This window comes from Microbacterium sp. CFBP 13617 (assembly GCF_014839445.1).
In the GTDB taxonomy this organism is placed as follows: Bacteria; Actinomycetota; Actinomycetes; order Actinomycetales; family Microbacteriaceae; genus Microbacterium.
On record NZ_JACYNW010000002.1, the window covers coordinates 262,095 to 283,440 of the forward strand.

Sequence of the window (21,346 nt, forward strand, 5' to 3'; positions counted from 1 at the left end):
CCGAGACCGGAGCGGGCTTTCGACGGGTGGTGTCAGCTGTGGCGCACGATGCCCAGCGGGGTGGACTCGTGTCCCTGGCCCAGCGGGTTGTCCTTGAGGATCGCGACGAGACGCTTCTCGCCGGCCTTGTCCATCGTCGAGCCGAGGATGTTGCCCCCCAGGTCGTTGATGTCGACCACGGCGACCTGCAGGTCGACGCCGAGCAGCGACTTCAGGTGAGCGGCGACCTCGCGCGGGCGCTCCGGACCGAGCACCACGGCCTGGTTGTACGGCGGGATCGTTCCCTTGGTGGGGCCGTCGATCGCGCGGGCCTTGTCGCCGGCGATGCGGTAGAAGTCGCCCTTCCGGCCGAACGCCTTGGTCACGGCCGAGACGGCCGCGGCGAACAGGATGCGCGGGGTACCGCACTCGCGCAGCGCCATCTCCATGGTCTCGGGCATGCCGAGACCGATGCCGTAGGGCGTGCGGGTGACGTACTTCGACAGGAACAGCGCGAGCTTGCGCGGCGTGATCGTGTCGAGCTTGTACGACCGGCCCTGCGTGATCGCGACGATCTTCTCGGTGACGAACAGCAGGTCGCCCGGCTGCACGGCATCCTTCGCGTACTCCAGGACGAAAGCGTCGAGGTCGTCTCCCGGCATGACGACCCGCGTGCGGATCGGGATGCGGGCGTACGAGGTGCCCTCGACGGTAACGGTGAGCGCCTTGCCGGCGTTGGCCTCGCCGCTCATTCGAGGTAGTCCCGAAGCGACTGCGAGCGGCTCGGGTGACGCAGCTTGGCCATCGTCTTCGACTCGATCTGGCGGATGCGCTCGCGCGTGACGCCGAACGTGTCGCCGATCTGGTCGAGCGTCTTGGGCTGACCGTCGCCGAGGCCGAAGCGCATGCGGATGACACCCGCTTCACGCTCGCTGAGCGAGTCGAGGAGGGACTCGAGCTGACGCTGCAGCATCGTGAAGCCCACGGCGTCGGCGGGGACGACGGCCTCGGTGTCCTCGATGAGGTCACCGAACTCGCTGTCGCCGTCTTCACCGAGGGGCGTGTGCAACGAGATCGGCTCGCGGCCGTACTTCTGCACCTCGATGACCTTCTCGGGGGTCATGTCGAGCTCACGGCTGAGTTCTTCGGGCGTGGGTTCGCGACCGAGGTCCTGCAGCATCTGACGCTGGACACGCGCGAGCTTGTTGATGACCTCGACCATGTGCACCGGGATGCGGATGGTGCGGGCCTGGTCGGCCATGGCGCGCGTGATGGCCTGACGGATCCACCAGGTGGCGTAGGTCGAGAACTTGAAGCCCTTGGTGTAGTCGAACTTCTCGACCGCACGGATCAGGCCCAGGTTGCCCTCCTGGATGAGGTCGAGGAACTGCATGCCGCGACCGGTGTAGCGCTTCGCGAGCGACACCACCAGGCGCAGGTTGGCGCCCAGCAGGTGGCTCTTGGCGCGCTGACCGTCACGAGCGACCCACTGCAGGTCGAGTCCGACCTGGTTGGTCTTCTCGGCGGCCGACATGTTCGACAGCTTCTCTTCGGCGAAGAGACCCGCCTCGATGCGCATCGCGAGCTCGACCTCTTCGGCCGCGTTCAGCAGCGGGACTTTACCGATCTGCTTCAGGTAGTCCTTGACGGGGTCGGCGGTGGCGCCGGTGATCTGCGCGGAGTAGACGGGGACGTCGTCTTCGTCGCTCGACGAGATGACGATGGCGCCGGTCGGCAGCGCTTCGGCGGGAGCCTTCGGGCTCTCGTCGTCGTCGTCGGTGTCGTCGTCGGACTTCTTCGTCGCGGTCTTGGCCGCTTCGGTTTCGGTGTCGTCGCTGTCGTCGACCTCGACCTCGACATCGCCCTCGTCTTCGACCTCTTCGTCTTCTTCGAGGTCGTCGTCTTTCTTCGCCTTGGTCTTGGCCTTCGCGGGCGTCGCCTTGGCCTTGGCGGGGGCCTTCTTGGCGGGAGCCTTCTTCGCGGTCGTCGTCGTCGACGCCGTCACGGTCTCCTCGGAGTTCGCGAGCTCGGCGTCCTTCACACTCTTGGAGCGGGTCTTGGTCGTCGTGACTGCCACGTTTCGCCTTTCACCGGGAACGTACGCTGCACGGCCGCCGGTCGTTCTCGGACACTAGTAAGACCCTTGTCAAGTCCCGAACCGAGGAGCGGGGGCTCCTGGTCCGGTTGACAACGGGTCAGGTTCTTCATTGTCTCACATCCCCCGCCCGGGACTTGACGTGGGCCGGGGATCTATGCGTAGACAACGCCACGCACGCGGCGATCATTCCCCGGGGGGCCAATCGTCGGCGCGTACGGTCCGGCGATGCGTCGACCGTCGGGGAACCCGACCGCAGGCCGGGCGGGTGCGGCGCCGCCTGGACGACGGCGTCGGCGGGTCAGCCCAGGCGACCGCGGCGGTCGTCGTCTCCGGGGCGGGTGGCCAGGAATCTCTCGAGCTCGGCCGCCAACTCGTCGGCGCTCGGCAGATCGCCGGTGTGGATGATCGGCGTGGCCGACGTCGATCCGGCCATGTAGGCGTCGTAGCGCTCTTCGAGGTTCTCGAGCATGCGGGTGAGCTCGTCGCTCCCCTCGACCTGTTCGGAGACCTTGCCGAGGAACTCGCGGTTCTCTTCGCGCAGCACCTCTCCCGAGAAGACGAGCCCGGTCGCGACCGTCAGGCTGTCGAGGGCCGCGAGGGCTGCCGCGGGGTACTCGGTGTCACCGAGATAGTGCGGAACCAGAAGGGCGAAGCCGGCGACCTTGGCGCCGGCCTCGGCGAAGCGGAATTCGAGCAGGTGACCGACGGTCGAGGGAACCTGGGTGTGCGGACGCCAGACCGAGTGCGCCTCGGCCAGGTCTGAGCGCGTGCCGCTGACCGTCGTGCCGATCGGGCGCGTGTGCGGAACCGGCATGGGGATGGCGTGCACCCAGGTGATCGACGAGACCTGCAGCCCGGCGGAGAGCTCGAGGACCGTCTCGGAGAACGACTCCCAGAGGAAGTCGGGCTCGTATCCGGCCAGCAGCAGGAACGGGTGCCCCAGCGAGTCGTGGGCCAGCGACAACTCGAGCTTCGACGGGCGGTAGTCGGTGAGGTGGTCCTCGACGAAGGTGATGAGGGGGCGCCGCGCACGGTAATCGAGCAGCATGTCGTTGTCGAAGACGTAGAGCGGGTTGGGCTCGAGGTCGGCGCGGAAGTACTCGACGAGCCGGGTCACGGCCCCACCGGCGTCGGTGAAGCCGGTCAGGGCGATCACCAGCGGCAGGCCCGACGGCACGGGCGGCGCGGCGGGGGCGCGGTCGTACAGCGGGGCGATGTGGGGCATGGATCCACTCTACGAGCCGTCTCGGATGCGCCGGGCGACGGAGCGTCCCGCTGCTAGCGAACACGCGCGAACCTAGGATGGAGCCCATGCCCTTTCCCTCCGTGGCGCATACCGACGCCCCCGTCCGTGACATCCCCTCCGATGCGATTCTGCTGATCGCCGCCACCGTTTCGGAGGGGTCCCCCGATCCCGACGGGTGGGACGGCCTCGGTGCCGCTCTCTCGGCCGTGGGTTTCACCGGCGCCGTCGGATCGTTCCAGCGCGTGCACGTCCCCGGTGTGACGACGCCGGTCGCGGTCGTCGGCGCCGGTGCCACGCCGGATGCCGCTGCGCTCCGCGACGCGGCCGGCACGGGCCTTCGTCAGCTCACGGGCTTCGAACACGTCGCGGTCGCCTCGCTGGTGCCCGCGCCCTGGCGGGCCCTCGCCGAGGGTGCGGCGCTCGGCGGTTACCGGTTCGCCGCGTACAAGAAGAAGGCGCCGAAGCCGCGCGCCTCGCGCGTGACGGTCTCGACGGCCGAGGCTCCCTCCGAGGCCGACACGGCCGCGGTGTCCGCCATCTCCGGCGCCGTGGCGCTGGTCAAAGACCTGGTCACCACGCCCGCCGAATGGCTCGGGCCCGCCGACTTCGCGGACGCCGTCGTCGAGGCCGTCGCCGGCCTCCCGGTCGAGGTCGAGGTGCTCGACGAGGTGGCCCTGCGCGAGGGCGGCTTCGGCGGCATCCTGGGCGTCGGCCAGGGGTCCGACCGGCCGCCGCGCATGGTGCGCCTCGATTACTCCCCCGCCGGTGCCGAGCGTCATGTCGCGCTCGTCGGCAAGGGGATCACCTTCGACACCGGTGGACTGTCGCTGAAGCCCCCGGCCTCGATGGTCGGCATGAAGTACGACATGTGCGGCGCGGCGACCGTTCTGGCCGTCCTCAAGGCCGCGGCCGAGATGCAGCTGCCCGTCCGTGTGAGCGCGTGGCTGTGTATCGCCGACAACATGCCGTCGGGTCGCGCGATCCGCCCCGGTGACGTGCTGCGCACTCTCGACGGCACGACGGTCGAGGTGCTGAACACCGACGCCGAGGGCCGTCTGGTCCTCGCCGACGGTCTGGCTGCTGCCAGCCGCGAGAACCCCGATCTCATCGTCGACGTCGCGACCTTGACGGGGGCCATCACCGTGGCCCTCGGCAACCGGCACACCGGCGTGATGGGCGACGACGAGGCCGTGGCCACGTACCTCGCCGCCGCGGGCCGCGTGGCCGAGCTCGCGTGGCAGCTTCCGCTGCCCGACCACATGGTCGACGACCTGGACTCCCCCATCGCCGATCTGCAGAACGCGAAGATCGGCGATCCCGCCGGTGGGTCGCTATTCGCCGGCCTCTTCTTGCGCCACTTCGTCGGTCGCGTCTCGGACGCCGCCGACGCCGCCCGCATCCCCTGGGTGCACCTCGACATCGCCGGTGTGGGCATGAACAAGTCGGCGCCGTTCGGGTTCACCGACAAGGGCGTCACGGGCGCCACGGTCCGTTCGCTGGTCGAGATGCTCGCCTCGGACGCCGCACGATGACCGAGGTCACCGCCGACGTCGTCGTGCTGGGTGGAGGCAGTGGCGGTTACGCCGCGGCCCTGCGCCTCGCCGAGCTCGGCAAGGACGTCGTGCTCGTCGAGAAGGACAAGCTCGGCGGAACGTGCCTGCACCGCGGGTGCATTCCGACGAAGGCGCTCCTGCACGCCGCGGAGGTCGCTGACGCGGCGCGCGGCGCGGCATCCATCGGTGTCGAGGTCACCCTCGCGGGCATCGATCCGCTGCGCGTGCGCGCGTATCGCGAAGGCATCGTCGCGAAGAAGTTCAAGGGCCTCGAGGGGCTCGTGTCGGCGCGCGGGATCCGGGTCGTCCACGGCGAGGGCACGCTCGTCGAGGGTCCGGCCGTCCGCGTCGGCGACGACGTGTACCACGGAACCGACGTCATTCTCGCGACGGGCTCGTACAGCCGAAGCCTGCCGGGGCTCGAGGTCGGCGGGCGCGTGCTCACGAGCGAGCAGGCTCTCGACCTCGACGTGATCCCCGAGCGGGTCGTCGTGCTCGGCGGGGGCGTCATCGGCGTCGAGTTCGCGAGCGTGTGGCGCTCGTTCGGCGTCGAGGTGACGATCGTCGAGGCGCTCGAGCACCTGCTCCCCGCTGAAGACGTGGCCTCGAGCAAAGCCCTGGAGCGCGCGTTCCGCAAACGCGGCATCGCCTTCCAGCTCGGTCGGCGTTTCACCTCGCTCGCCTCGACCTCCGACGCGGTCACCGTCACGCTCGACGACGGTTCCGACCTCGTTGCGGACTACGTGCTGGTCGCCGTGGGTCGCGGGCCCGTCACAGCGGACCTCGGCTACGAGGAGGCCGGCGTCGTGCTGGACCGCGGGTTCGTCACGACCGATGAGCGCCTTCGCACGGCGGCTGCGCACGTGTGGGCGGTCGGCGACATCGTCCCCGGCCTCCAGCTGGCCCATCGCGGGTTCCAGCAGGGCATCTTCGTCGCGGAGGAGATCGCGGGCCTCTCGCCGGTTCTCGTCCCCGACGTCGACGTGCCGCGGGTCGCCTATTCGCACCCCGAGGTGGCCTCGGTCGGCCTCACCGAAGCGCAGGCGCAGGATCGTTACGGATCCGAGGCCGTCCGTGCCTACGAGTACAACCTCGCCGGCAACGGGCGCAGTGAGATCATCGGCACGTCGGGCATCGTCAAGATCGTCCGACGCGTGGACGGGCCCGTCGTCGGCGCCCATCTGGTGGGCGACCGCGTCGGTGAATTGATCTCCGAAGCGCAGCTCGCCGTCGGCTGGGAAGCGCATCCCGAAGACATCGCACCGTTCATCCACGCCCACCCCACCCAGAGCGAGGCGCTCGGCGAGGCCTTCCTGGCCCTCGCCGGCAAGCCCCTGCACGCACTCTGACCACAAACCGGTCACTAAGCTAGGTACCGCATCCGGTACGAAGGAGACATATCCATGAGCACTTCCGTCGTCCTCCCCGCTCTCGGCGAGAGCGTCACCGAGGGAACGGTCACCCGCTGGCTCAAGCAGGTCGGTGACACCGTCCAGGAGGACGAGGGTCTGCTGGAGATCTCGACCGACAAGGTCGACACCGAGATCCCGTCGCCCGTCTCGGGCGTCATCGAGGAGATCCTGGTCCAGGAAGACGAGACCGTCGAGGTCGGCGCCATCCTCGCCAAGATCGGCGACGGTTCCGGCTCCGCGTCGTCGGACGACGCTCCCGAGGCCGCCCCCGCCGAGCCTGAGCAGGCCCCCGTCGAAGAGGCCGCGCCGGCCGCGGCACCCGCCGTCGAGCAGCCCGCCGCAGAGGCGGCGCCCGCCGCATCCGCAGACTCGACCGAGGTGAAGCTCCCCGAACTGGGTGAGAGCGTCACCGAGGGCACCGTCACCCGTTGGCTGAAGGCGGTCGGCGATGACGTCGCCGTCGACGAGCCGCTGCTCGAGATCTCGACCGACAAGGTCGACACCGAGATCCCCTCCCCCGTCGCCGGCACGCTGCAGGAGATCCTGGTGCAGGAAGACGAGACGGTGAACGTCGGCGCGGCGCTCGCCCGCATCGGCAGCGGCGCCGCCCCGGCCGCGGAGCCCGAGGCCCCCGCGCAGCCCGCTGCCGAAGAGAAGCCCGCCGCCGAAGAGAAGCCCGCCGAGCAGCCGGCTCCCGCCGCGCCCGAGAAGCCCGCTCCCGCCGCGGAGAAGCCGGCCGAGAAGCCCGCTCCGGCCGCGGAGAAGCCTGCCCCGCAGGCCTCGGCGTCGTCGAACGACGACGTCACGTACGTGACGCCGCTCGTGCGTCGCCTCGCCCAGCAGCAGGGCGTCGACCTGACCTCGGTCAAGGGCAGCGGTGTCGGTGGACGAATCCGCAAGGAAGACGTCCTCAAGGCTGCCGAGGCGGCCAAGGCCGCTCCCGCGGCAGCTCCCGCCGCCGCGCCTGCTGCCGCTCCGGCTCCCGTCGAGGCCTCGCCGCTGCGCGGAACCACCCAGAAGATGTCGCGTCTGCGCAAGGTCATCGCCGAGCGTGCCGTGGCGTCGATGCAGGCGACCGCGCAGCTCACGACCGTGGTCGAGGTGGACGTCACCAAGCTGTCGTCGCTCCGCGACCGCATGAAGGGCGAGTTCCAGCAGAAGACGGGCGACAAGCTGTCGTTCCTGCCGTTCTTCGCGATCGCTGCGGTCGAGGCGCTCAAGGCGTTCCCGATCATCAACTCCACCGTCGAGGGCGACGAGATCGTCTACCCGGCGCACGAGAACGTGTCGATCGCGGTCGACACCGAGCGCGGACTGCTCACGCCCGTCATCAAGGACGCCGGTGAGAAGAACATCGCCGAGCTCGCTCGCGAGATCGCCGACCTGGCTGCCCGCACGCGCGACAACAAGCTGAAGCCCGACGAGCTCGCCGGCGGCACGTTCACGCTGACCAACACCGGTTCGCGTGGGGCGCTGTTCGACACGCCCATCGTGTTCCTGCCGCAGTCGGCGATCCTCGGCCTCGGTGCCGTCGTGAAGAAGCCCGGCGTGGTGTCGGTCGACGGCAAGGACGCCTTCGCGGTGCGCTCCTACGTCTACCTCGCGCTGTCGTACGACCACCGCATCATCGACGGTGCTGACGCCGCCCGCTTCCTCGGCGCCGTCAAGGCGCGCCTCGAGGCTGCGCAGTTCGAGGGCGACCTCGGCATCTGACACCGCTGAACACCGGCTCATGATGGCTGGTCCGTGATCGTCTTGACGGTCCGGACCAGCCATCTGTCGTTTCTGCGCACGAGGGTGACGTACTGGGCGCTGCTGCTGTCGGAGACGCGCACGACGCTCACTCCTCCGAAGTCGTCCACCATCTGCACGGCGGTCGCATCCGTCACGGGGATCAGCGCGTCGCCCCGCGGGCTGCCGTGTTCCCACGTCTCGCTCTCGCAGTCCGTGTCGGCCTGACACTGCGCCGCGCGCTCAAGGGTGATGCGGGCGTTCTCTGCCACGTCGTCCGACAGGGGTACGCGGGAATCGACGGTGGGCGCAGCGGCCGCGGCGGGTGTCGCGGCGGCGCTGACGGCGGCGCCGGGGACGACGGAGGTCGATCCCGATCCGCCGTCTCCGGAGGGCATCAGTATGGAGACGCCGAGGACCAGCGCCGCGGCGCACACCCCCACGACCGTGAGACGCAGGGGCCGCGAGCCTCTCCAGCGTTGCGCGAGATCGCGCACGGCTGCCCACACGGCATCCGAGAGGTCGGCGTCGACGAGGGCGAGGATGCCTCCGGCCTTCGTCGGGAGCGTGGTCACGGCCTCCGCGGGCCGGTCCACGGGAGCCAGAGGGCCCAGGATCAGCGGCAACGGCGACGCGTGGCGGAACAGCCGTCGTTCCACCGCCTCCCACTCGCGGGGTGGTCGGGTCAGCACGCTCTCGCGAGCGGACTGCACGAGCTGACGGGTCGGAGCGTCGGGGATCACCGCAGCCAGCTCCGAAAGGCTCTCGGCCGTGGCGGCGATCGGATCTGCTCCGCCGTCGTCGAAGACCGCGGAGGGTCGCCCGGTGGCGCTCAGCCACCACCGCACGAGGTGTGCGGGGGGCTCCACCCGGCGGCATCCGCGGAGAAGTCCCACGGCGGCGGTGACCGCCTCACCCGGCGAGACGTCGACGGAGCTGCGGGCACGCCGCTGCAGGTAGGCGCCGAACGGTTCGACGAGGACGGGTGCGGCGGAGCTGCTCATGCCCCGATGGTGCTCGACCAGGCGGGCGCGGGGAGCAGGAAGAACGCCGAATCGGGGACGATCCGACGAATCAGGCCCCTGGGGAGGAAGGGCGAGCCGAAGGCGAAGATAAGATCGTTCCTATGGCCGCTCGCACTTCCACGCCCGAGAAGCGTCCGGGATTCTTCTCGCAGCTCCGCACCCTGTACACCTTCACGCAGAAGGAGTACCGCTGGCTGCCGTTCCTGCTGGCCGGCATCGTTCTGGTGGGCATCGCCCTCGGCGTCGTCATCGGATTCCTCATCCCGCCGCTCGCGGTGTGGAGCGTCATCCTGTGGGGCTTCACCGGTCTGCTCGCCGGCGTCCTGGCATCCATGATCACGATGACCCGCCTGTCGACGACGGCCATGTACAAGAAGATCGACGGCATGCCCGGTGCCACCGGTCACGTGCTGTCATCGTCGCTCGGACGCCACTGGCAGGCCTCGGACACCCCGGTCGGCGTGAACCCCCGCACCCAGGAGGCGCTGTACCGCGCCGTGGGACGCGGCGGAGTGGTTCTCATCGGTGAGGGTGCGCGCAGCCGCCTCACGCGCCTGGTCGGCGAGGAGCGAGGCCGTGTGCAGCGCGTCGCCTCCGGCGTTCCCGTGACGGTGTTCTACGTCGGACACGGTGAAGACGAGGTCGAGATCGCCAAGCTCGCCTCTGCCATCAAGGGTCTGCCCAAGAAGGTCGACCGCGCCACGATGGCGGCCGTCATCAAGCGCATCTCGTCGGTCTCCCCGGGACTGACGTCGCTCCCGATCCCGAAGGGCGTCGACCCGACCAAGATGCGCTCCCCGCGTCCTCGCTGACCCTCATGAGAAAGGCCCCCGCCACGGCGGGGGCCTTTCTCGTATCAGCTGCGGACGAGGATCGTGCCGACGGCCTTGTCGTGCAGGCCGCGCTGGTCGGAATCCCACACGACGGCCGGGATGATCAGCGCCAGCAGCACCGTGCGCACGATCGGGCGCCAGAGGCCCACCCATCCCCCGGATGCCAATTCCAGACGCATTCCCAGGAGTCGGTGCCCGGGGCTGCCGCCGATCAGCGGGATGAAGAGGATCTGCGCGACGAAGAAGATGAGGTTCGACGCGACCGGGTTCGCGAACGGGACGCCGGTGACGGCATCGGGCGTCGAGAAGAAGGCGAATCCGATCAGCCCCGCGGTGGCCACATCGATCAGCAGCGCCGCGATCCGGCGCCCCGGACGGGCGATCGAACCGCGACCCTCGCGGGGAAGGCCGAGCCGCTGGCCCGGATAGTCGTTCTCGGCAGGGACGCTCACGGACCCAGCGTAATCGGCACCGCGTAACATGCTCGAAACATGCGAGATATGACCGGGACACCGGTTCTGGGTATGGTCGAGGAGGCTGGGCGAAGCCCGCCGATCCCGAATGTTCTACCTCTGGAGTCTTCATGTTCAAAGATTCGTCCGAGGTGCTCACCTTCATCCAGGACGAGGACGTCAAGTTCCTCGACATCCGTTTCACGGATCTTCCTGGTGTGCAGCAGCACTTCAACATCCCCGCCTCGACCGTCGACGAGGAGTTCTTCACCGTCGGACAGCTGTTCGATGGCTCGTCGATCCGCGGGTTCGCGAACATCCACGAGTCCGACATGCAGCTCATCCCGGACGTGACGACGGCATACCTCGACCCGTTCCGCGAGGCGAAGACCCTCATCATGGTCTTCGACATCTACAACCCGCGTAACGGCGAGATCTACGGCAAGGACCCCCGTCAGGTCGCCAAGAAGGCCGAGAAGTACCTCGCCTCCACCGGCATCGCCGACACCGCGTTCTTCGCCCCCGAGGCCGAGTTCTACATCTTCGACGACGTCCGCTTCGAGGTGAAGCAGAACTCGAGCTTCTACTCGGTGGACTCCGAGGAAGGCGCCTGGAACACCGGCCGCGTCGAAGAGGGCGGCAACCTCGCCAACAAGACCCCGTACAAGGGCGGCTACTTCCCGGTTTCGCCGGTCGACAAGACCGCCGATCTGCGCGATGACATCACCCTCAAGCTGATCGACGCGGGCTTCGTGCTCGAGCGCTCGCACCACGAGGTCGGCACGGGCGGTCAGCAGGAGATCAACTATCGCTTCGACACGATGGTCCACTCCGCCGACGACATCCTGAAGTTCAAGTACATCGTCAAGAACACCGCCGAAGAGTGGGGCAAGGTCGCCACCTTCATGCCGAAGCCGCTGTTCGGCGACAACGGCTCGGGCATGCACACGCACCAGTCGCTCTGGCTCGACGGCAAGCCGCTGTTCTACGACGAGGCCGGCTACGGCGGCCTGTCCGACGTCGCTCGTTGGTACATCGGCGGTCTGCTGGCGCACGCCCCCGCAGTGCTCGCGTTCACCAACCCGACCCTCAACAGCTACCACCGTCTGGTGAAGGGCTTCGAGGCGCCGGTCAACCTGGTGTACTCGGCCGGTAACCGCTCCGCGGCCATCCGCATCCCGATCACGGGCACCAACCCCAAGGCCAAGCGCATCGAGTTCCGTGCGCCCGACGCCTCGGGCAACCCGTACCTCGCCTTCGCGGCGCAGCTCATGGCGGGCCTCGACGGCATCAAGAACCGCATCGAACCGCACGAGCCCGTCGACAAGGACCTGTACGAGCTTCCCGCCGAAGAGGCGAAGAACATCCCGCAGGTTCCGAACTCGCTGCTCGACTCGCTTGAGGCCCTCCGTGCCGACCACGAGTTCCTGCTCGCCGGTGGCGTCTTCACCGAGGAGCTCATCGAGACCTGGATCGAGTACAAGATCGAGAACGAGATCCAGCCGATGGCCCAGCGTCCGCACCCCTTCGAGTACGAGCTGTACTTCGGGGTCTGACCTTCAGCACCGGGATTCAGGACCAGCACGGGCATCTAGTCCGCGTCTAGTCCGCAGAATCTGACGAAGAGCCCTCCGGGTCCGCACCCGGGGGGCTCTTTAGTGCGTTCGGAACGTCCGCTACCGCGGCGCGGGAGGTGTCGTCTGTGTCCGGTCAGCGGTGTGCGTAGGCCCGCAGGGTGACCACCGATGAGGCGTGCCGCATCCGGGTTTGCACGCCCCTGAAGTCGAGGCCCGCAGCGATCAGTTGGCTCACAGCACGCGAATGATCAGTCGCTCCCCTTGCTGGAATGGTGGAACGCCCCCGGCGCCCTCTCTTCGGAGGTGGCGCCGGGGGCGTTTCGTCTTTGTCAGCGTCTCAGTGTCCGACCGCCATGCTGGTGCGGAGCGTGAAAATCACATTGGTGCTCGTATACATCTTTTGTGGCGCCCCAACGTGCCATGTACGTCTCGTTGATGGCTTCCATTTCGTTCTCCAGCCTTCAATCTCGGCTGCGAGTGCTGCGATGGTGTCGTTTGTCATGGTGTAGAGCTCAGGTGCCAATCACGGCCGGGTCGCCATGTCATCCGGTGCGAGAGGCGCGACGTCCTCGTCACGGTTCAACAAGATTCGGCGAGACGGTCGCGGCGGCCGCGGCCGACCAGGTGACTCGACTGCGCCACCCCACACCACGCAGCGGGCCCTTCTATTCGAGGGTGCGATGCCCGATGCGAGGCGGGCGGTTCGATTGTCTCGATGGCTGCGGCTCTAGCGCTATTCGCCGATGACCCAGAACCGCTCGCTGTGTGCGGTGCGGTCGAGGGGCGGGTCTGACACTCGGCCGTCGTAGCGGATTTTGACGGAGTAGTAGACCCCGTTCCGCGGAAGTCTGTCCACGGTGAGCGGCCAGAGCCGCTTGCTGTAGTCGCCGGGATAGATGTTCTGGGCGAGTGACTCTGACCGCCGCGTGTAGGGGTGGTTGCGGTCGGGGTTGGGGTCCCAGGTCGGTACTCCGACGGCTGAGCCCCAGACGCCATCGCCTCGGCCGGCGACGTAAGTCGAGGATCCGGGGATGCCGAAGACGTCTGCGCCCATCGTGACGAAATTGCCGCGGTAGACCCAGAAGTAGCAGGTGCCGGTGTTGCTGATCCGGGTGGGGATGTGGAGCACTTTGCCGAGCGTGACCCGGTAGTACGGTTCCGGGACACCGTCGACCGTTCTGTATCCGTCCGGCTTCTCGGTCGGGTATTTGCCAACGTTGACGGCGAGGTCAGAGCCAGCTCTTCCTGGCACGGCGATGCACGCGTGATTCTCCGCAGCGTGCGCGGCCCCCGGGACGAAGGCTATCGCGGCGGTGAGGAGAATCATGGCGATGACGGTGACGCGTCGAGTACGCATGTGCCTCGCTTCGGGGTAAGGGTGACCCCAAGGTAGGGCGCCGGTGCGCGCTTGACGAGCTATTGCGTTCTGCCGATCGGTTCGGCTAACGGATCAGCGCCCTTGCGCTACAACGTGCGGAGGCGCAGACTCTCTCCCGGGGGCTAGGAAAGAGCGACATCGTGCCCGATCCAAAGCCCATTACATGGCAGAACATCCCCGGCCTGACGGACCGGGAACGTGAGCTCGGAGAGATGCTGTTCTTCGGCGCCGACCTCCGCACCCTCACGCTGATAGGCGCAACTGTCGGGGATGAACATGTCCCGGACATCCGCGGTGGAAAGGTCCACCGTGAGGCCGGCTCACGGGCCCAGCGTCGCGCGGAATGACCGAACACAAAGTGCCCCCGGCGTCCATCACCTACAGGTGGGTGGACGCTGGGGGCATTTCGTCGTCGAGCGGGAGAGGTTTTACCGTCCATCACCTCGGTGACAGAGCGGGGCACCATGTCCGCCTGGGTAGCCCCGGCGCGCTCGTAATCCGCGCCTGATTAACTAACGCCTCCGGAATCCCCCCACCTCGTTGGTGTGGGATGCCGGGGGCGATTTGTTTGTTCTCTACGCCAAATCCTGAACCTGAGGACTTCCGCTCCTCTGCGGCGGGAGCCCGTCAGGATCCGTGGATGGGAGAGCGGCATCCGCAGGGGAGCGGACTAAGCCCGGAGGAATCGTATTCGGCGACCTGACACTCCGCGGGTCGTGGTCGCGCGCGCAGCAGCCACCGAAGCGGGGAAGGCGCGCGCGGTTCGATGACAGCGGGATGCCCACAGACGCAACAAAGGTGGGTAGTTCGCCACTCGGCCGGAGTGCGCTGTCGAAAGCCCTCTTCCTGCATCACGCGAGCAACGTAACAACCCGCGGGACTCTGCGGATGGGCCTTGTGCGGTGTCCCGGGGCGTGCTGGTAGTGCCGGGAAGGCTGACAACTTGACCGGGCACTCGGCCTCTCGCGCCCGTCGTCGGACAACCATCAATCTCACACGGCGTCCCTCCAACTCGGAGTGACGCCCGGGGACATTTCGCCGTGTCAGGCGGAAGCGCGGGCGCGGGCGGGGAGCTTCCCTTCGAGCCGCTTGCGAACACGGCCCAGGGGTTTCTCCACAGCGACGTACAGGAGTTGCGCCGCGACGATGGTGATGACGAGGGAGACGAGGTCGACGACGATGGGCACGGGTGTGACGAGCTCGACGAGTCCGAGCGCGAGTCGGTGCAGCAGATAGATCGAGAACGACAGGACGCCGATGTGCGCGATGACCGGGTTGTTCAAGATCCGCCCCGTGATGCCTTCGGGGTGGGAGATGACGAGCCAGAACAGGGGCACGAGGCAGGCATAGAGGATGCTGTCGCCGATAGTGAGGCCAAAGCTCTGCGGGGCAAGCGCGACGACGATGAAGACAACGGCGGCGATCGGCGCGGCGATGTAGCGGAGCGCACGGTCGCGGATGCCGAACGGCGCCCGGTCGCCGAGCGCCGGGTTCGCGAGGAGTGCGAGTGCAGCGCCGGCGAGGAGTCCGTCGAAACGCGTATCAGTAGACACGTAGAGGCGATAGAAGCTCGCGTCCCCGGCCATGAGGAACAGGCGCCACAGTGGGGCGGCCGCGCACGCGGTGACGAGGATCCACCCGATCTTCCTGTAGCTCAGCTTCCGCCACAGCAGGAGGATCAGTAGGGCGGGGAAGATGAGATAGAAATGCTCTTCGACGGCGAGGGACCATAGCATCGACGACTCGGGCGGTAGCCCGGTGTGCGCGGTGCCGGTGACGGCTTCAGCCCACACCATGTAGTAGTTCGTGACCTGCAGCAGCTCAGCCGCGACTCCCCACCCGTTGATCGTGGAGGGGAGGACACCGAGCACGCCGACGAGTCCGGTGAGGGCAATCGCGATGTACGTGGGCGGGAGGATGCGGAGCACCCGGCGGAGGTAGAACTTTCCCAGCGAGATGCGCCCGGCCTTGTCGTACTCTCGACGCAGCAGGGTGGTGATGAGGTAGCCGCTGAGGAAGAAAAAGATCGTCACGCCGACGCTGCCGGGCCATCGGGTGCTCACGGTGAGGCCGTGGCCGATGAATACGACCATCACCGCGATGAAGCGGATGCCGTCGAGCGAGGGAATGGCGAAGGCTCAGTGAATGCTCTTGACCGGGCCGGCAGGCATGTTGTTCTCCTACGAGGTGGGTGACCGATCCACAGTATCGGTCTCGTCGAGAGGCCTCACGCCCCTCTCCCCGCTCGACGGCGAGACTGGCCGTGTCGAGGTCTCGGGGACGAGTATCTCGTTCGGATCGAGTGCCTCGGCGGCGGACGATCGTCCGCCGCTGTGCGCTCGACCCGTCGCCTGCCGACCCTCAGGCCGCGCCCCGGCGACGCAACGTGTCTCGGCTCACCCCGGTCACCGCGCTCACGGCGCGCTGACTGAGATCCCCGAGCCGAAGGAGCGCGAGGGCGGCATCGCTCCGCCGCCGGGGCGACCACGTCGAGAACCTCTCCAGCGTCACCGCGCGCAGCGCATCGGGGATGCTGACCTCGGTCATCGACGAGAAGCGCCGAGCGCGTTCGATTCCGCGCGCGATCGACGCCGGGGTCTCCCCCAGGCTCAGGGCCGCGAGAACGCGAGCCGTCTTCGCATCGACGTTGCACACGTCGATTCGCAGAAGCGCTTCGATGGCGGCGATGCCGGGGAGCTCGAGCGTGACGACCTGATCGACAAGGTGGGCGGCATCCGGAGCCTCCGAAGCCACCACCGTCACACCGGGCTCGGGGGCAACGCCGACGAGGAGCGAGAGCGCGGCCGGTCCGCGGAGATGGGCGTTGTCGATGAAGAGGGTCATCCCGGCGGTGGTCCCCCGTCGGATCTCATCGGCGAGGGACGCGGCCGAACGGTCCCCCGTGGTCGCGAGGTCGAGCGTCGCGAGCGGCCGACCACGGCGGTGGGCCAGCCACCGCGCGAGCGTCGTCTTGCCCCATCCGGCCCCGCCCACGAGCAGCAGCGAGGTCGTCTGGGCGCCGAGCAGGCGGGCGCGCAGATCGTCGTCCACGACGGGGAGACGATCGATCTCGACGGTCTGCTCGATCCGGATGCCGTGCGGGCGGGCCCGCGGCGGAGCGGCGGTCCGCTCGGGCAGGACCGTGATCACCTTTGCCGCGCCCCCGCCGTCGGCGTGGCGTTCGACCGTGTCCCGGGCGGCGGGCCCGTGGGCGGGCGCGGCGCGCTCGCTGGCGCGGGTGACGTCCTCGGCGACCGCTCTCACGTGGCGGCGACCCCGCGACGTCGAGCGGGCGCTGCGATGGAGATGGGCGGCAGCTGACACGGTGAATCTCCCGATCCTGGTTCCGACACGAACGGTCGTCGGCGGACGACCGCGACCCGCCATCGAGCGGCGGGGTGTCGGGAGTCAGGTGCGGGAGATGGTGTGGAGAAGGAGCGGATGCCGGGGCGGCGGCGGATCGAGAGACGGTTCCGCTCTCGTGTCGGCGCTCACCGTCGAGACCGTCGCTCGGGCGACGACGTCGACGGCAGCGAGCACGACTGCCGTCGTGCCGTCCACGGCCGTGACGCTCGTCGCGTCGGCCTCGACGGGAGGAACGACTCCGGCGGTCGGCGCGTCGTCGACGTTCATCAGGGACCCGACCGTGAAGGCCGTATGAGCGGTGCCCTCGTGATCGCCGACGCCGTCGTCGACGTGCGTCGTCGCCCACGCGCTGAACACGAGGAACAGCGCGAGCATCAGCCGGATGCCGCGCCCGACGGCGCGTCGGCCGGGGGGAGGCGAGACGGCGATGGTCATCGTCGTCAAGCCTAGGCGGGCGCACCCCTCCGATCGGGGTCGGTGGACGAGTGACTACCGTCTGGACACCTGATCTTCATCTGAGCATGGTGCGGAGGTGTCCTCACACCGGTGGGCTGAATGCGCGATCGACGACCGCACCGACACGACGAAGGATCCCCCATGCACTCACGTACCTCCCGGCGTCTCCGAACGGCCGTTGCAGCCGTTGCGGTGGCGCTGACCGCCTCGACCTCCGTGGCGCTCGTGGCCGTTCCGGCCCTCGCCACCACCCCCGGCGACATCACCGAGCACGGTGGCGCCGCCCGGAACGACGGCGACATGACCGAGGCGCTTCGTGCGTCGCTCGTCGACGGGCCGGCCAAGAACGTCATCCTGCTCATCGGCGATGGGATGGGTGATTCCGAGATCACCGTGGCGCGCAACTACGCGGAAGGCGCGGGTGGACGCTTCGCCGGGATCGACGCCCTCCCGCTCACCGGGCAGTACACGACCTACTCGGTCAACGAGGAGGGGCAGCCGAACTACGCGTCGGAGTCGGCGTCGACGGCCAGTGCCTGGGCGACGGGAACGAAGACGGTCAACGGTCGGCTGAGCGTCGACTACCAGAACACGGCGCAGTCGACCCTGCTCGAGATCGCGAAGGCGAACGGTCTGAAGACCGGCAACGTCTCGACGGCGGAGATCCAGGATGCCACCCCCGGCGCGCAGATCTCGCACATCTCGGCGCGCGGATGCTACGGTCCCGACCAGACGTCGGAGAACTGTGCGACGGAGGCGTTGGAGAACGGCGGGCTCGGCTCGATCAGCGAGCAGCTGCTGAACGTGCGTCCCGACGTCACCCTCGGTGGAGGCTCGGCGAGCTTCGCGCAGACCGCGAAAGCCGGTCCGTGGGAGGGTGAGACGCTCTTCGCCCAGGCGGAGGACCGCGGGTACACGCTCGTCGACGACGCGGCGGCTCTCGACGCCGTCACCGTCGCGGATGCCGACCAGCCCCTGCTGGGCCTGTTCACCGAGGGGAACTTCCCGGTGCGCTGGTCGGGACCGGAGGCGACCGACCTCACCGCGGGTGGAGAGCTGCCCGCCCCGACGTCGTGCGCCGAGAACCCCGAGCGTCTGGCGACCGGCTTGTCGCTGGCATCCCTGACCTCCAAGGCGATCGACCTGCTCGACGGCGACGACGGCTTCTTCCTGCAGGTGGAGGGCGCGAGCATCGACAAGCAGGATCACGCCGCGAACGCCTGCGGTCAGATCGGCGAGACCGTCGACCTCGACGAGGCCGTTCAGGTCGCGCTGGACTTCGCCCGCACCCAGGGTGACACCCTGGTCGTGGTGACCGCCGACCACGCGCACACGAGCCAGATCGTCGGTTCGGCGATCCCCGGCCTGAATACCCACCTGCTGACGGCCGACGGCCAGCCGATGATCGTGGCGTACGGCACGTCGGCGCTCGGCGAGTCGCAGCAGCACACCGGCGCTCAGGTGCGCATCGCGGGCTACGGCCCCGGGGCGGCGAACGTCGTGGGCCTGACCGACCAGACCGACCTGTTCTTCACCGCGGCGAACGGTCTCGCCCTCTCTTCCGACCTCGCCTCGCTCAGTGCGAACGCGTCGATCTCGGTGCCGGCCGAGGTGCGCCCCGGAGACACGATCTCGGTGGCCGCCGAGGGCTTCTCGGCTGACTGGCAACTGGTCGGCTCCGCCGGGGACTCCACGGCTCTCGGCCAGCGCGACGCCCTGCGGGGTGCGGCGCGCTTCGAGACGACCGCCCCGACCACCGAGGGCGCATTCGAGATCGCCGTGCGCGGTGCGCAGACGGGCGTGACGAAGACCGCGACGGTGACCGTCTCGGCCGCTGCCGCACCGGTTCCCCCCATCGCCCCGAGCCCGACCCCGTCGTCGTCGGCCGGTGCCGGCGGTGGTGGCGGAGCAGCGGGCAACGGTGGTCCGCTCGCGTCGACCGGCGCGGCACTCCCCCTCGGCGCAGCGGTCCTCGCGGTGGGCCTGCTCGCCACCGGTGCGTACCTGCGCGCGCGTCGTCGCCGTCACACCGAGTTCGTCTGAGCCTGATTCGTCGACGCCCGTCCCCACCGCTTCGCGGGGGCGGGCGTCGTCGCGTTCCGCCGACAGGCGGGGGCTCAGCCGGCCCGCTCGCTGCGCTTCTGCGCCTGGAACACACGGATCGCCTCGTAGCGCTCCGCCGAGCGTGCCTGCCGTTTGGCGGCCTCGTCCTCGCGCACTTTCGGCGGGGCGTTCGTCACGAGCTCGTCGAGCAGGTGGCGAACGGATGCCGCGACCTCGCCCACCGCGCGATCGAACACGTCCTGATTGGCCCGCGACGGTTTCGTCGTGCCCACGATCTTGCGCACGAACTGCAGCGCGGCGTCGTGGCACTCGTCGTCGGTGGCGGGTGGGGTGAAGTTGTGCAGGGGAACGATGTTGCGGCACATGCCCGAAAGGGTAGGCCGCGACGCCGGTGGAGGGAAGATTCGCGTCGGTCGAGTTCCCGGCATGCCCCCAGGTCAAGGTGCGCGGCCATATTGGTGGGGCACGGAAGGATGGAAACATGTCGACCTTCCCCTACGCCTCGCGTCCGTGGTTGAGCTCCTACGCCGAGGGTGTGCCGCACGAGATCGACGAACCGTCGCAGACCCTGTCCGAAATGCTGGCCGCCGCGGTGACGCGGTACGGCGCGCAGACGGCGCTGGAGTTCTTCGGAGCGACGACCACGTACCGAGACCTGGGCGCGCAGGTCGATCGGGCGGCCGAGGGCCTGCGCCGTCTCGGTGTGCGCGCCGGCGACCGGGTGGCCCTGGTCTTGCCGAACTGTCCGCAGCACGTGGTGGCTTTCTACGCCGCGCTGCGGCTGGGGGCCATCGTGATCGAGCACAACCCGATCTACACCCCGCGCGAGCTGCGTCACCAGTTCGAGGATCACGGTGCGCGCTTCGCGATCGTGTGGGACAAGCTCGTCGACACGGTCGCCGAGTTCCCCTCCGACCTGGCTCTCGAGCACATCGTGAGCGTCGACATCACCGCGGCGTTCCCCCTCGGCAAGCGGGTGGCTCTGCGCCTGCCGGTCGCCAAGGCCCGTGCCGCGCGGGCGCAACTCACCGCCACGCCGCAGTCGAAGCGCGCCGTCGCGTGGGAGAAGGTGCTCACGCACGGCACGCTGTCGCGCAAGCACCGCGGCCCCGTCCTCGACGACATCGCGCTGCTGCAGTACACCAGTGGGACGACCGGTACTCCGAAGGGCGCGGTGCTCACGCACCGCAATCTGCGCGCCAACGCCATGCAGGGCCGGGCGTGGGTGCCCGGTCTGCGCGACGGCGAAGAGACCTTCTACGGCGTCCTCCCCCTTTTCCACGCGTACGGTCTGACGCTCTGCTTGACGTTCGCGATGAGCATCGGCGCGAAGCTCGTGCTGTTCCCGAAGTACGACCTCGAGCTCGTGGCATCCGCGGCCAAGAAGAGCCCGCCGACCTTCCTGCCGGCGGTGCCGCCGATCTACGACCAGCTCGCGCGAGCCGGAGCGCGCGGCACCATCGACCTCTCGACCGTGCGCTTCGCGATCTCGGGGGCGATGAGCCTGCCCGTCGCCACCGTCGACCGCTGGGAGGCGACCACCGGCGGTCTGCTCGTCGAGGGGTACGGGATGACGGAGTCCTCACCGGTCGCGCTCGGCAACCCGATCGGTCCCTCACGGCGGCCGGGAACGGTGGGCGTGCCGTTCCCCAGCACCGACATCCGCGTAGTCGACCCCGAGAACCCGTCGCACGATCTGCCGCTCGGCGAGACGGGCGAGCTGCTGCTCCGCGGCCCGCAGGTGTTCCAGGGGTACTGGAACCGCCCCACCGACTCCGCGGCGACGCTGCTCGACGGGGGGTGGCTGCGCACGGGTGACATCGCCTCGGTCTCGCCCGACGGGTTCGTCACGATCGTCGATCGCCTGAAAGAGATCATCATCACCGGTGGCTTCAACGTCGCCCCGAGCGAGGTCGAAGACGTGCTCACCTCGCACCCCGACATCGAGGGGGCCGCGGTCGTCGGCCTGCCCAAGGCGCGCGGCGGCGAAGACGTGGCGGCGGCGATCGTCGTGCGCGACGGAGTCGAGATCGCTCCCGACGCCGTGCGCGACTACTGCAAGACGCGCCTGGCCGACTACAAGGTGCCGCGTCGGATCGTCGTCGTCGACGACCTGCCGCGTTCGCTCATCGGCAAGGTGCAGCGGCGAGAGGTGCGCGAGCGCCTGATGGCCTGA

17 protein-coding genes are annotated in these 21,346 nt (G+C 68.8%); 7 read left to right on the top strand and 10 right to left on the bottom strand.

The window, feature by feature from the left end; translation table 11 throughout:
• Positions 1-32: 32 nt before the first annotated feature.
• The 3 genes from IFU40_RS05765 to IFU40_RS05775 form a co-directional block, all read right to left on the bottom strand.
• Positions 33-731, bottom strand: a complete 699-nt coding sequence (locus IFU40_RS05765; RefSeq protein ID WP_055837189.1) for a coenzyme F420-0:L-glutamate ligase — start codon at positions 729-731, stop codon at positions 33-35.
• Positions 728-2,056 (bottom strand): RNA polymerase sigma factor, encoded by a 1,329-nt coding sequence (locus tag IFU40_RS05770; protein ID WP_191925694.1) that lies wholly within the window; start codon positions 2,054-2,056, stop codon positions 728-730. The genes IFU40_RS05765 and IFU40_RS05770 overlap by 4 nt, the downstream gene beginning before the upstream one ends.
• Positions 2,057-2,375: 319 nt before the next feature.
• Positions 2,376-3,302, bottom strand: coding sequence for a PAC2 family protein (locus IFU40_RS05775; RefSeq protein ID WP_070407973.1), 927 nt, complete (start codon positions 3,300-3,302; stop codon positions 2,376-2,378).
• Between the two features lie 86 nt (positions 3,303-3,388).
• Here IFU40_RS05775 and IFU40_RS05780 point away from each other — a divergent pair, with 86 nt between their 5' ends.
• The 3 genes from IFU40_RS05780 to sucB are packed head-to-tail and all read left to right on the top strand — an operon-like array spanning position 3,389 to position 8,001.
• The gene (locus IFU40_RS05780; RefSeq protein ID WP_191925695.1) at positions 3,389-4,855 is read left to right on the top strand and encodes a leucyl aminopeptidase; all 1,467 of its coding nucleotides are present in this window, start codon (positions 3,389-3,391) and stop codon (positions 4,853-4,855) included.
• Complete coding sequence (gene lpdA, locus IFU40_RS05785; protein ID WP_191925696.1) at positions 4,852-6,225, top strand: dihydrolipoyl dehydrogenase; 1,374 nt, start codon at positions 4,852-4,854, stop codon at positions 6,223-6,225. Before IFU40_RS05780 ends, lpdA begins: the two co-directional genes overlap by 4 nt.
• 54 nt (positions 6,226-6,279) lie before the next feature.
• Positions 6,280-8,001: a 2-oxoglutarate dehydrogenase, E2 component, dihydrolipoamide succinyltransferase gene (sucB, locus tag IFU40_RS05790; RefSeq protein WP_191925697.1), complete on the top strand. Its 1,722-nt coding sequence runs from the start codon at positions 6,280-6,282 to the stop codon at positions 7,999-8,001.
• Positions 8,002-8,018: 17 nt separating this feature from the next.
• Here sucB and IFU40_RS05795 read toward each other — a convergent pair whose 3' ends face one another.
• Positions 8,019-9,023, bottom strand: coding sequence for a hypothetical protein (locus IFU40_RS05795; RefSeq protein ID WP_191925698.1), 1,005 nt, complete (start codon positions 9,021-9,023; stop codon positions 8,019-8,021).
• 122 nt (positions 9,024-9,145) lie between these two features.
• Between IFU40_RS05795 and IFU40_RS05800 the strand changes: the two genes are divergently transcribed.
• Entirely contained in the window at positions 9,146-9,856 is a 711-nt protein-coding gene (locus IFU40_RS05800) for a DUF4191 domain-containing protein (protein ID WP_055837167.1), read from the top strand.
• 44 nt (positions 9,857-9,900) lie between these two features.
• On the opposite strand, the gene IFU40_RS05805 is transcribed toward IFU40_RS05800, so the two are convergent.
• Entirely contained in the window at positions 9,901-10,359 is a 459-nt protein-coding gene (locus IFU40_RS05805) for an RDD family protein (RefSeq protein ID WP_055837162.1), read from the bottom strand.
• Between the two features lie 101 nt (positions 10,360-10,460).
• On the opposite strand from IFU40_RS05805, the gene glnA reads away from it, so the two are divergent.
• On the top strand, positions 10,461-11,885 hold the full coding sequence (gene glnA, locus IFU40_RS05810; RefSeq protein ID WP_055837159.1) for a type I glutamate--ammonia ligase: 1,425 nt from the start codon (positions 10,461-10,463) through the stop codon (positions 11,883-11,885).
• 754 nt (positions 11,886-12,639) lie between these two features.
• Here the strand turns inward: glnA and IFU40_RS05815 are convergent.
• The 4 genes from IFU40_RS05815 to IFU40_RS05830 form a co-directional block, all read right to left on the bottom strand.
• A complete protein-coding gene (locus IFU40_RS05815; protein WP_191925699.1) occupies positions 12,640-13,233 on the bottom strand; it encodes a hypothetical protein in 594 nt (197 codons plus the stop codon).
• A 1,094-nt stretch (positions 13,234-14,327) separates the two neighbouring features.
• Positions 14,328-15,413: an acyltransferase family protein gene (locus tag IFU40_RS05820; protein WP_342343502.1), complete on the bottom strand. Its 1,086-nt coding sequence runs from the start codon at positions 15,411-15,413 to the stop codon at positions 14,328-14,330.
• A 232-nt stretch (positions 15,414-15,645) separates the two neighbouring features.
• A complete protein-coding gene (locus IFU40_RS05825) occupies positions 15,646-16,548 on the bottom strand; it encodes an ATP-binding protein (RefSeq protein ID WP_191925701.1) in 903 nt (300 codons plus the stop codon).
• A gap of 144 nt (positions 16,549-16,692) precedes the next feature.
• On the bottom strand, positions 16,693-17,085 hold the full coding sequence (locus IFU40_RS05830) for a hypothetical protein (protein ID WP_191925702.1): 393 nt from the start codon (positions 17,083-17,085) through the stop codon (positions 16,693-16,695).
• 162 nt (positions 17,086-17,247) lie between these two features.
• On the opposite strand from IFU40_RS05830, the gene phoA reads away from it, so the two are divergent.
• Positions 17,248-19,149, top strand: a complete 1,902-nt coding sequence (phoA, locus tag IFU40_RS05835) for an alkaline phosphatase (RefSeq protein ID WP_191925703.1) — start codon at positions 17,248-17,250, stop codon at positions 19,147-19,149.
• Between the two features lie 74 nt (positions 19,150-19,223).
• Here phoA and IFU40_RS05840 read toward each other — a convergent pair whose 3' ends face one another.
• Positions 19,224-19,535: a DUF2277 domain-containing protein gene (locus IFU40_RS05840; RefSeq protein WP_055837149.1), complete on the bottom strand. Its 312-nt coding sequence runs from the start codon at positions 19,533-19,535 to the stop codon at positions 19,224-19,226.
• 116 nt (positions 19,536-19,651) lie between these two features.
• On the opposite strand from IFU40_RS05840, the gene IFU40_RS05845 reads away from it, so the two are divergent.
• On the top strand, positions 19,652-21,346 hold the full coding sequence (locus tag IFU40_RS05845) for a long-chain-fatty-acid--CoA ligase (protein ID WP_191925704.1): 1,695 nt from the start codon (positions 19,652-19,654) through the stop codon (positions 21,344-21,346).

What these genes read in the sequence shown, in the direction of transcription:
- IFU40_RS05800 (WP_055837167.1), top strand. Translation starts at nt 9,146, where the DNA reads ATGGCCGCTCGCACTTCCACGCCCGAGAAGCGTCCGGGATTCTTCTCG.
- glnA (WP_055837159.1), top strand. Translation starts at nt 10,461, where the DNA reads ATGTTCAAAGATTCGTCCGAGGTGCTCACCTTCATCCAGGACGAGGAC.
- IFU40_RS05845 (WP_191925704.1), top strand. Translation starts at nt 19,652, where the DNA reads ATGTCGACCTTCCCCTACGCCTCGCGTCCGTGGTTGAGCTCCTACGCC.
- IFU40_RS05830 (WP_191925702.1), bottom strand. Translation starts at nt 17,085, where the DNA reads ATGACCATCGCCGTCTCGCCTCCCCCCGGCCGACGCGCCGTCGGGCGC.
- lpdA (WP_191925696.1), top strand. Translation starts at nt 4,852, where the DNA reads ATGACCGAGGTCACCGCCGACGTCGTCGTGCTGGGTGGAGGCAGTGGC.
- IFU40_RS05815 (WP_191925699.1), bottom strand. Translation starts at nt 13,233, where the DNA reads ATGATTCTCCTCACCGCCGCGATAGCCTTCGTCCCGGGGGCCGCGCAC.
- IFU40_RS05765 (WP_055837189.1), bottom strand. Translation starts at nt 731, where the DNA reads ATGAGCGGCGAGGCCAACGCCGGCAAGGCGCTCACCGTTACCGTCGAG.
- sucB (WP_191925697.1), top strand. Translation starts at nt 6,280, where the DNA reads ATGAGCACTTCCGTCGTCCTCCCCGCTCTCGGCGAGAGCGTCACCGAG.
- IFU40_RS05840 (WP_055837149.1), bottom strand. Translation starts at nt 19,535, where the DNA reads ATGTGCCGCAACATCGTTCCCCTGCACAACTTCACCCCACCCGCCACC.
- IFU40_RS05805 (WP_055837162.1), bottom strand. Translation starts at nt 10,359, where the DNA reads ATGTTACGCGGTGCCGATTACGCTGGGTCCGTGAGCGTCCCTGCCGAG.
- phoA (WP_191925703.1), top strand. Translation starts at nt 17,248, where the DNA reads ATGCACTCACGTACCTCCCGGCGTCTCCGAACGGCCGTTGCAGCCGTT.
- IFU40_RS05780 (WP_191925695.1), top strand. Translation starts at nt 3,389, where the DNA reads ATGCCCTTTCCCTCCGTGGCGCATACCGACGCCCCCGTCCGTGACATC.
- IFU40_RS05775 (WP_070407973.1), bottom strand. Translation starts at nt 3,302, where the DNA reads ATGCCCCACATCGCCCCGCTGTACGACCGCGCCCCCGCCGCGCCGCCC.
- IFU40_RS05795 (WP_191925698.1), bottom strand. Translation starts at nt 9,023, where the DNA reads ATGAGCAGCTCCGCCGCACCCGTCCTCGTCGAACCGTTCGGCGCCTAC.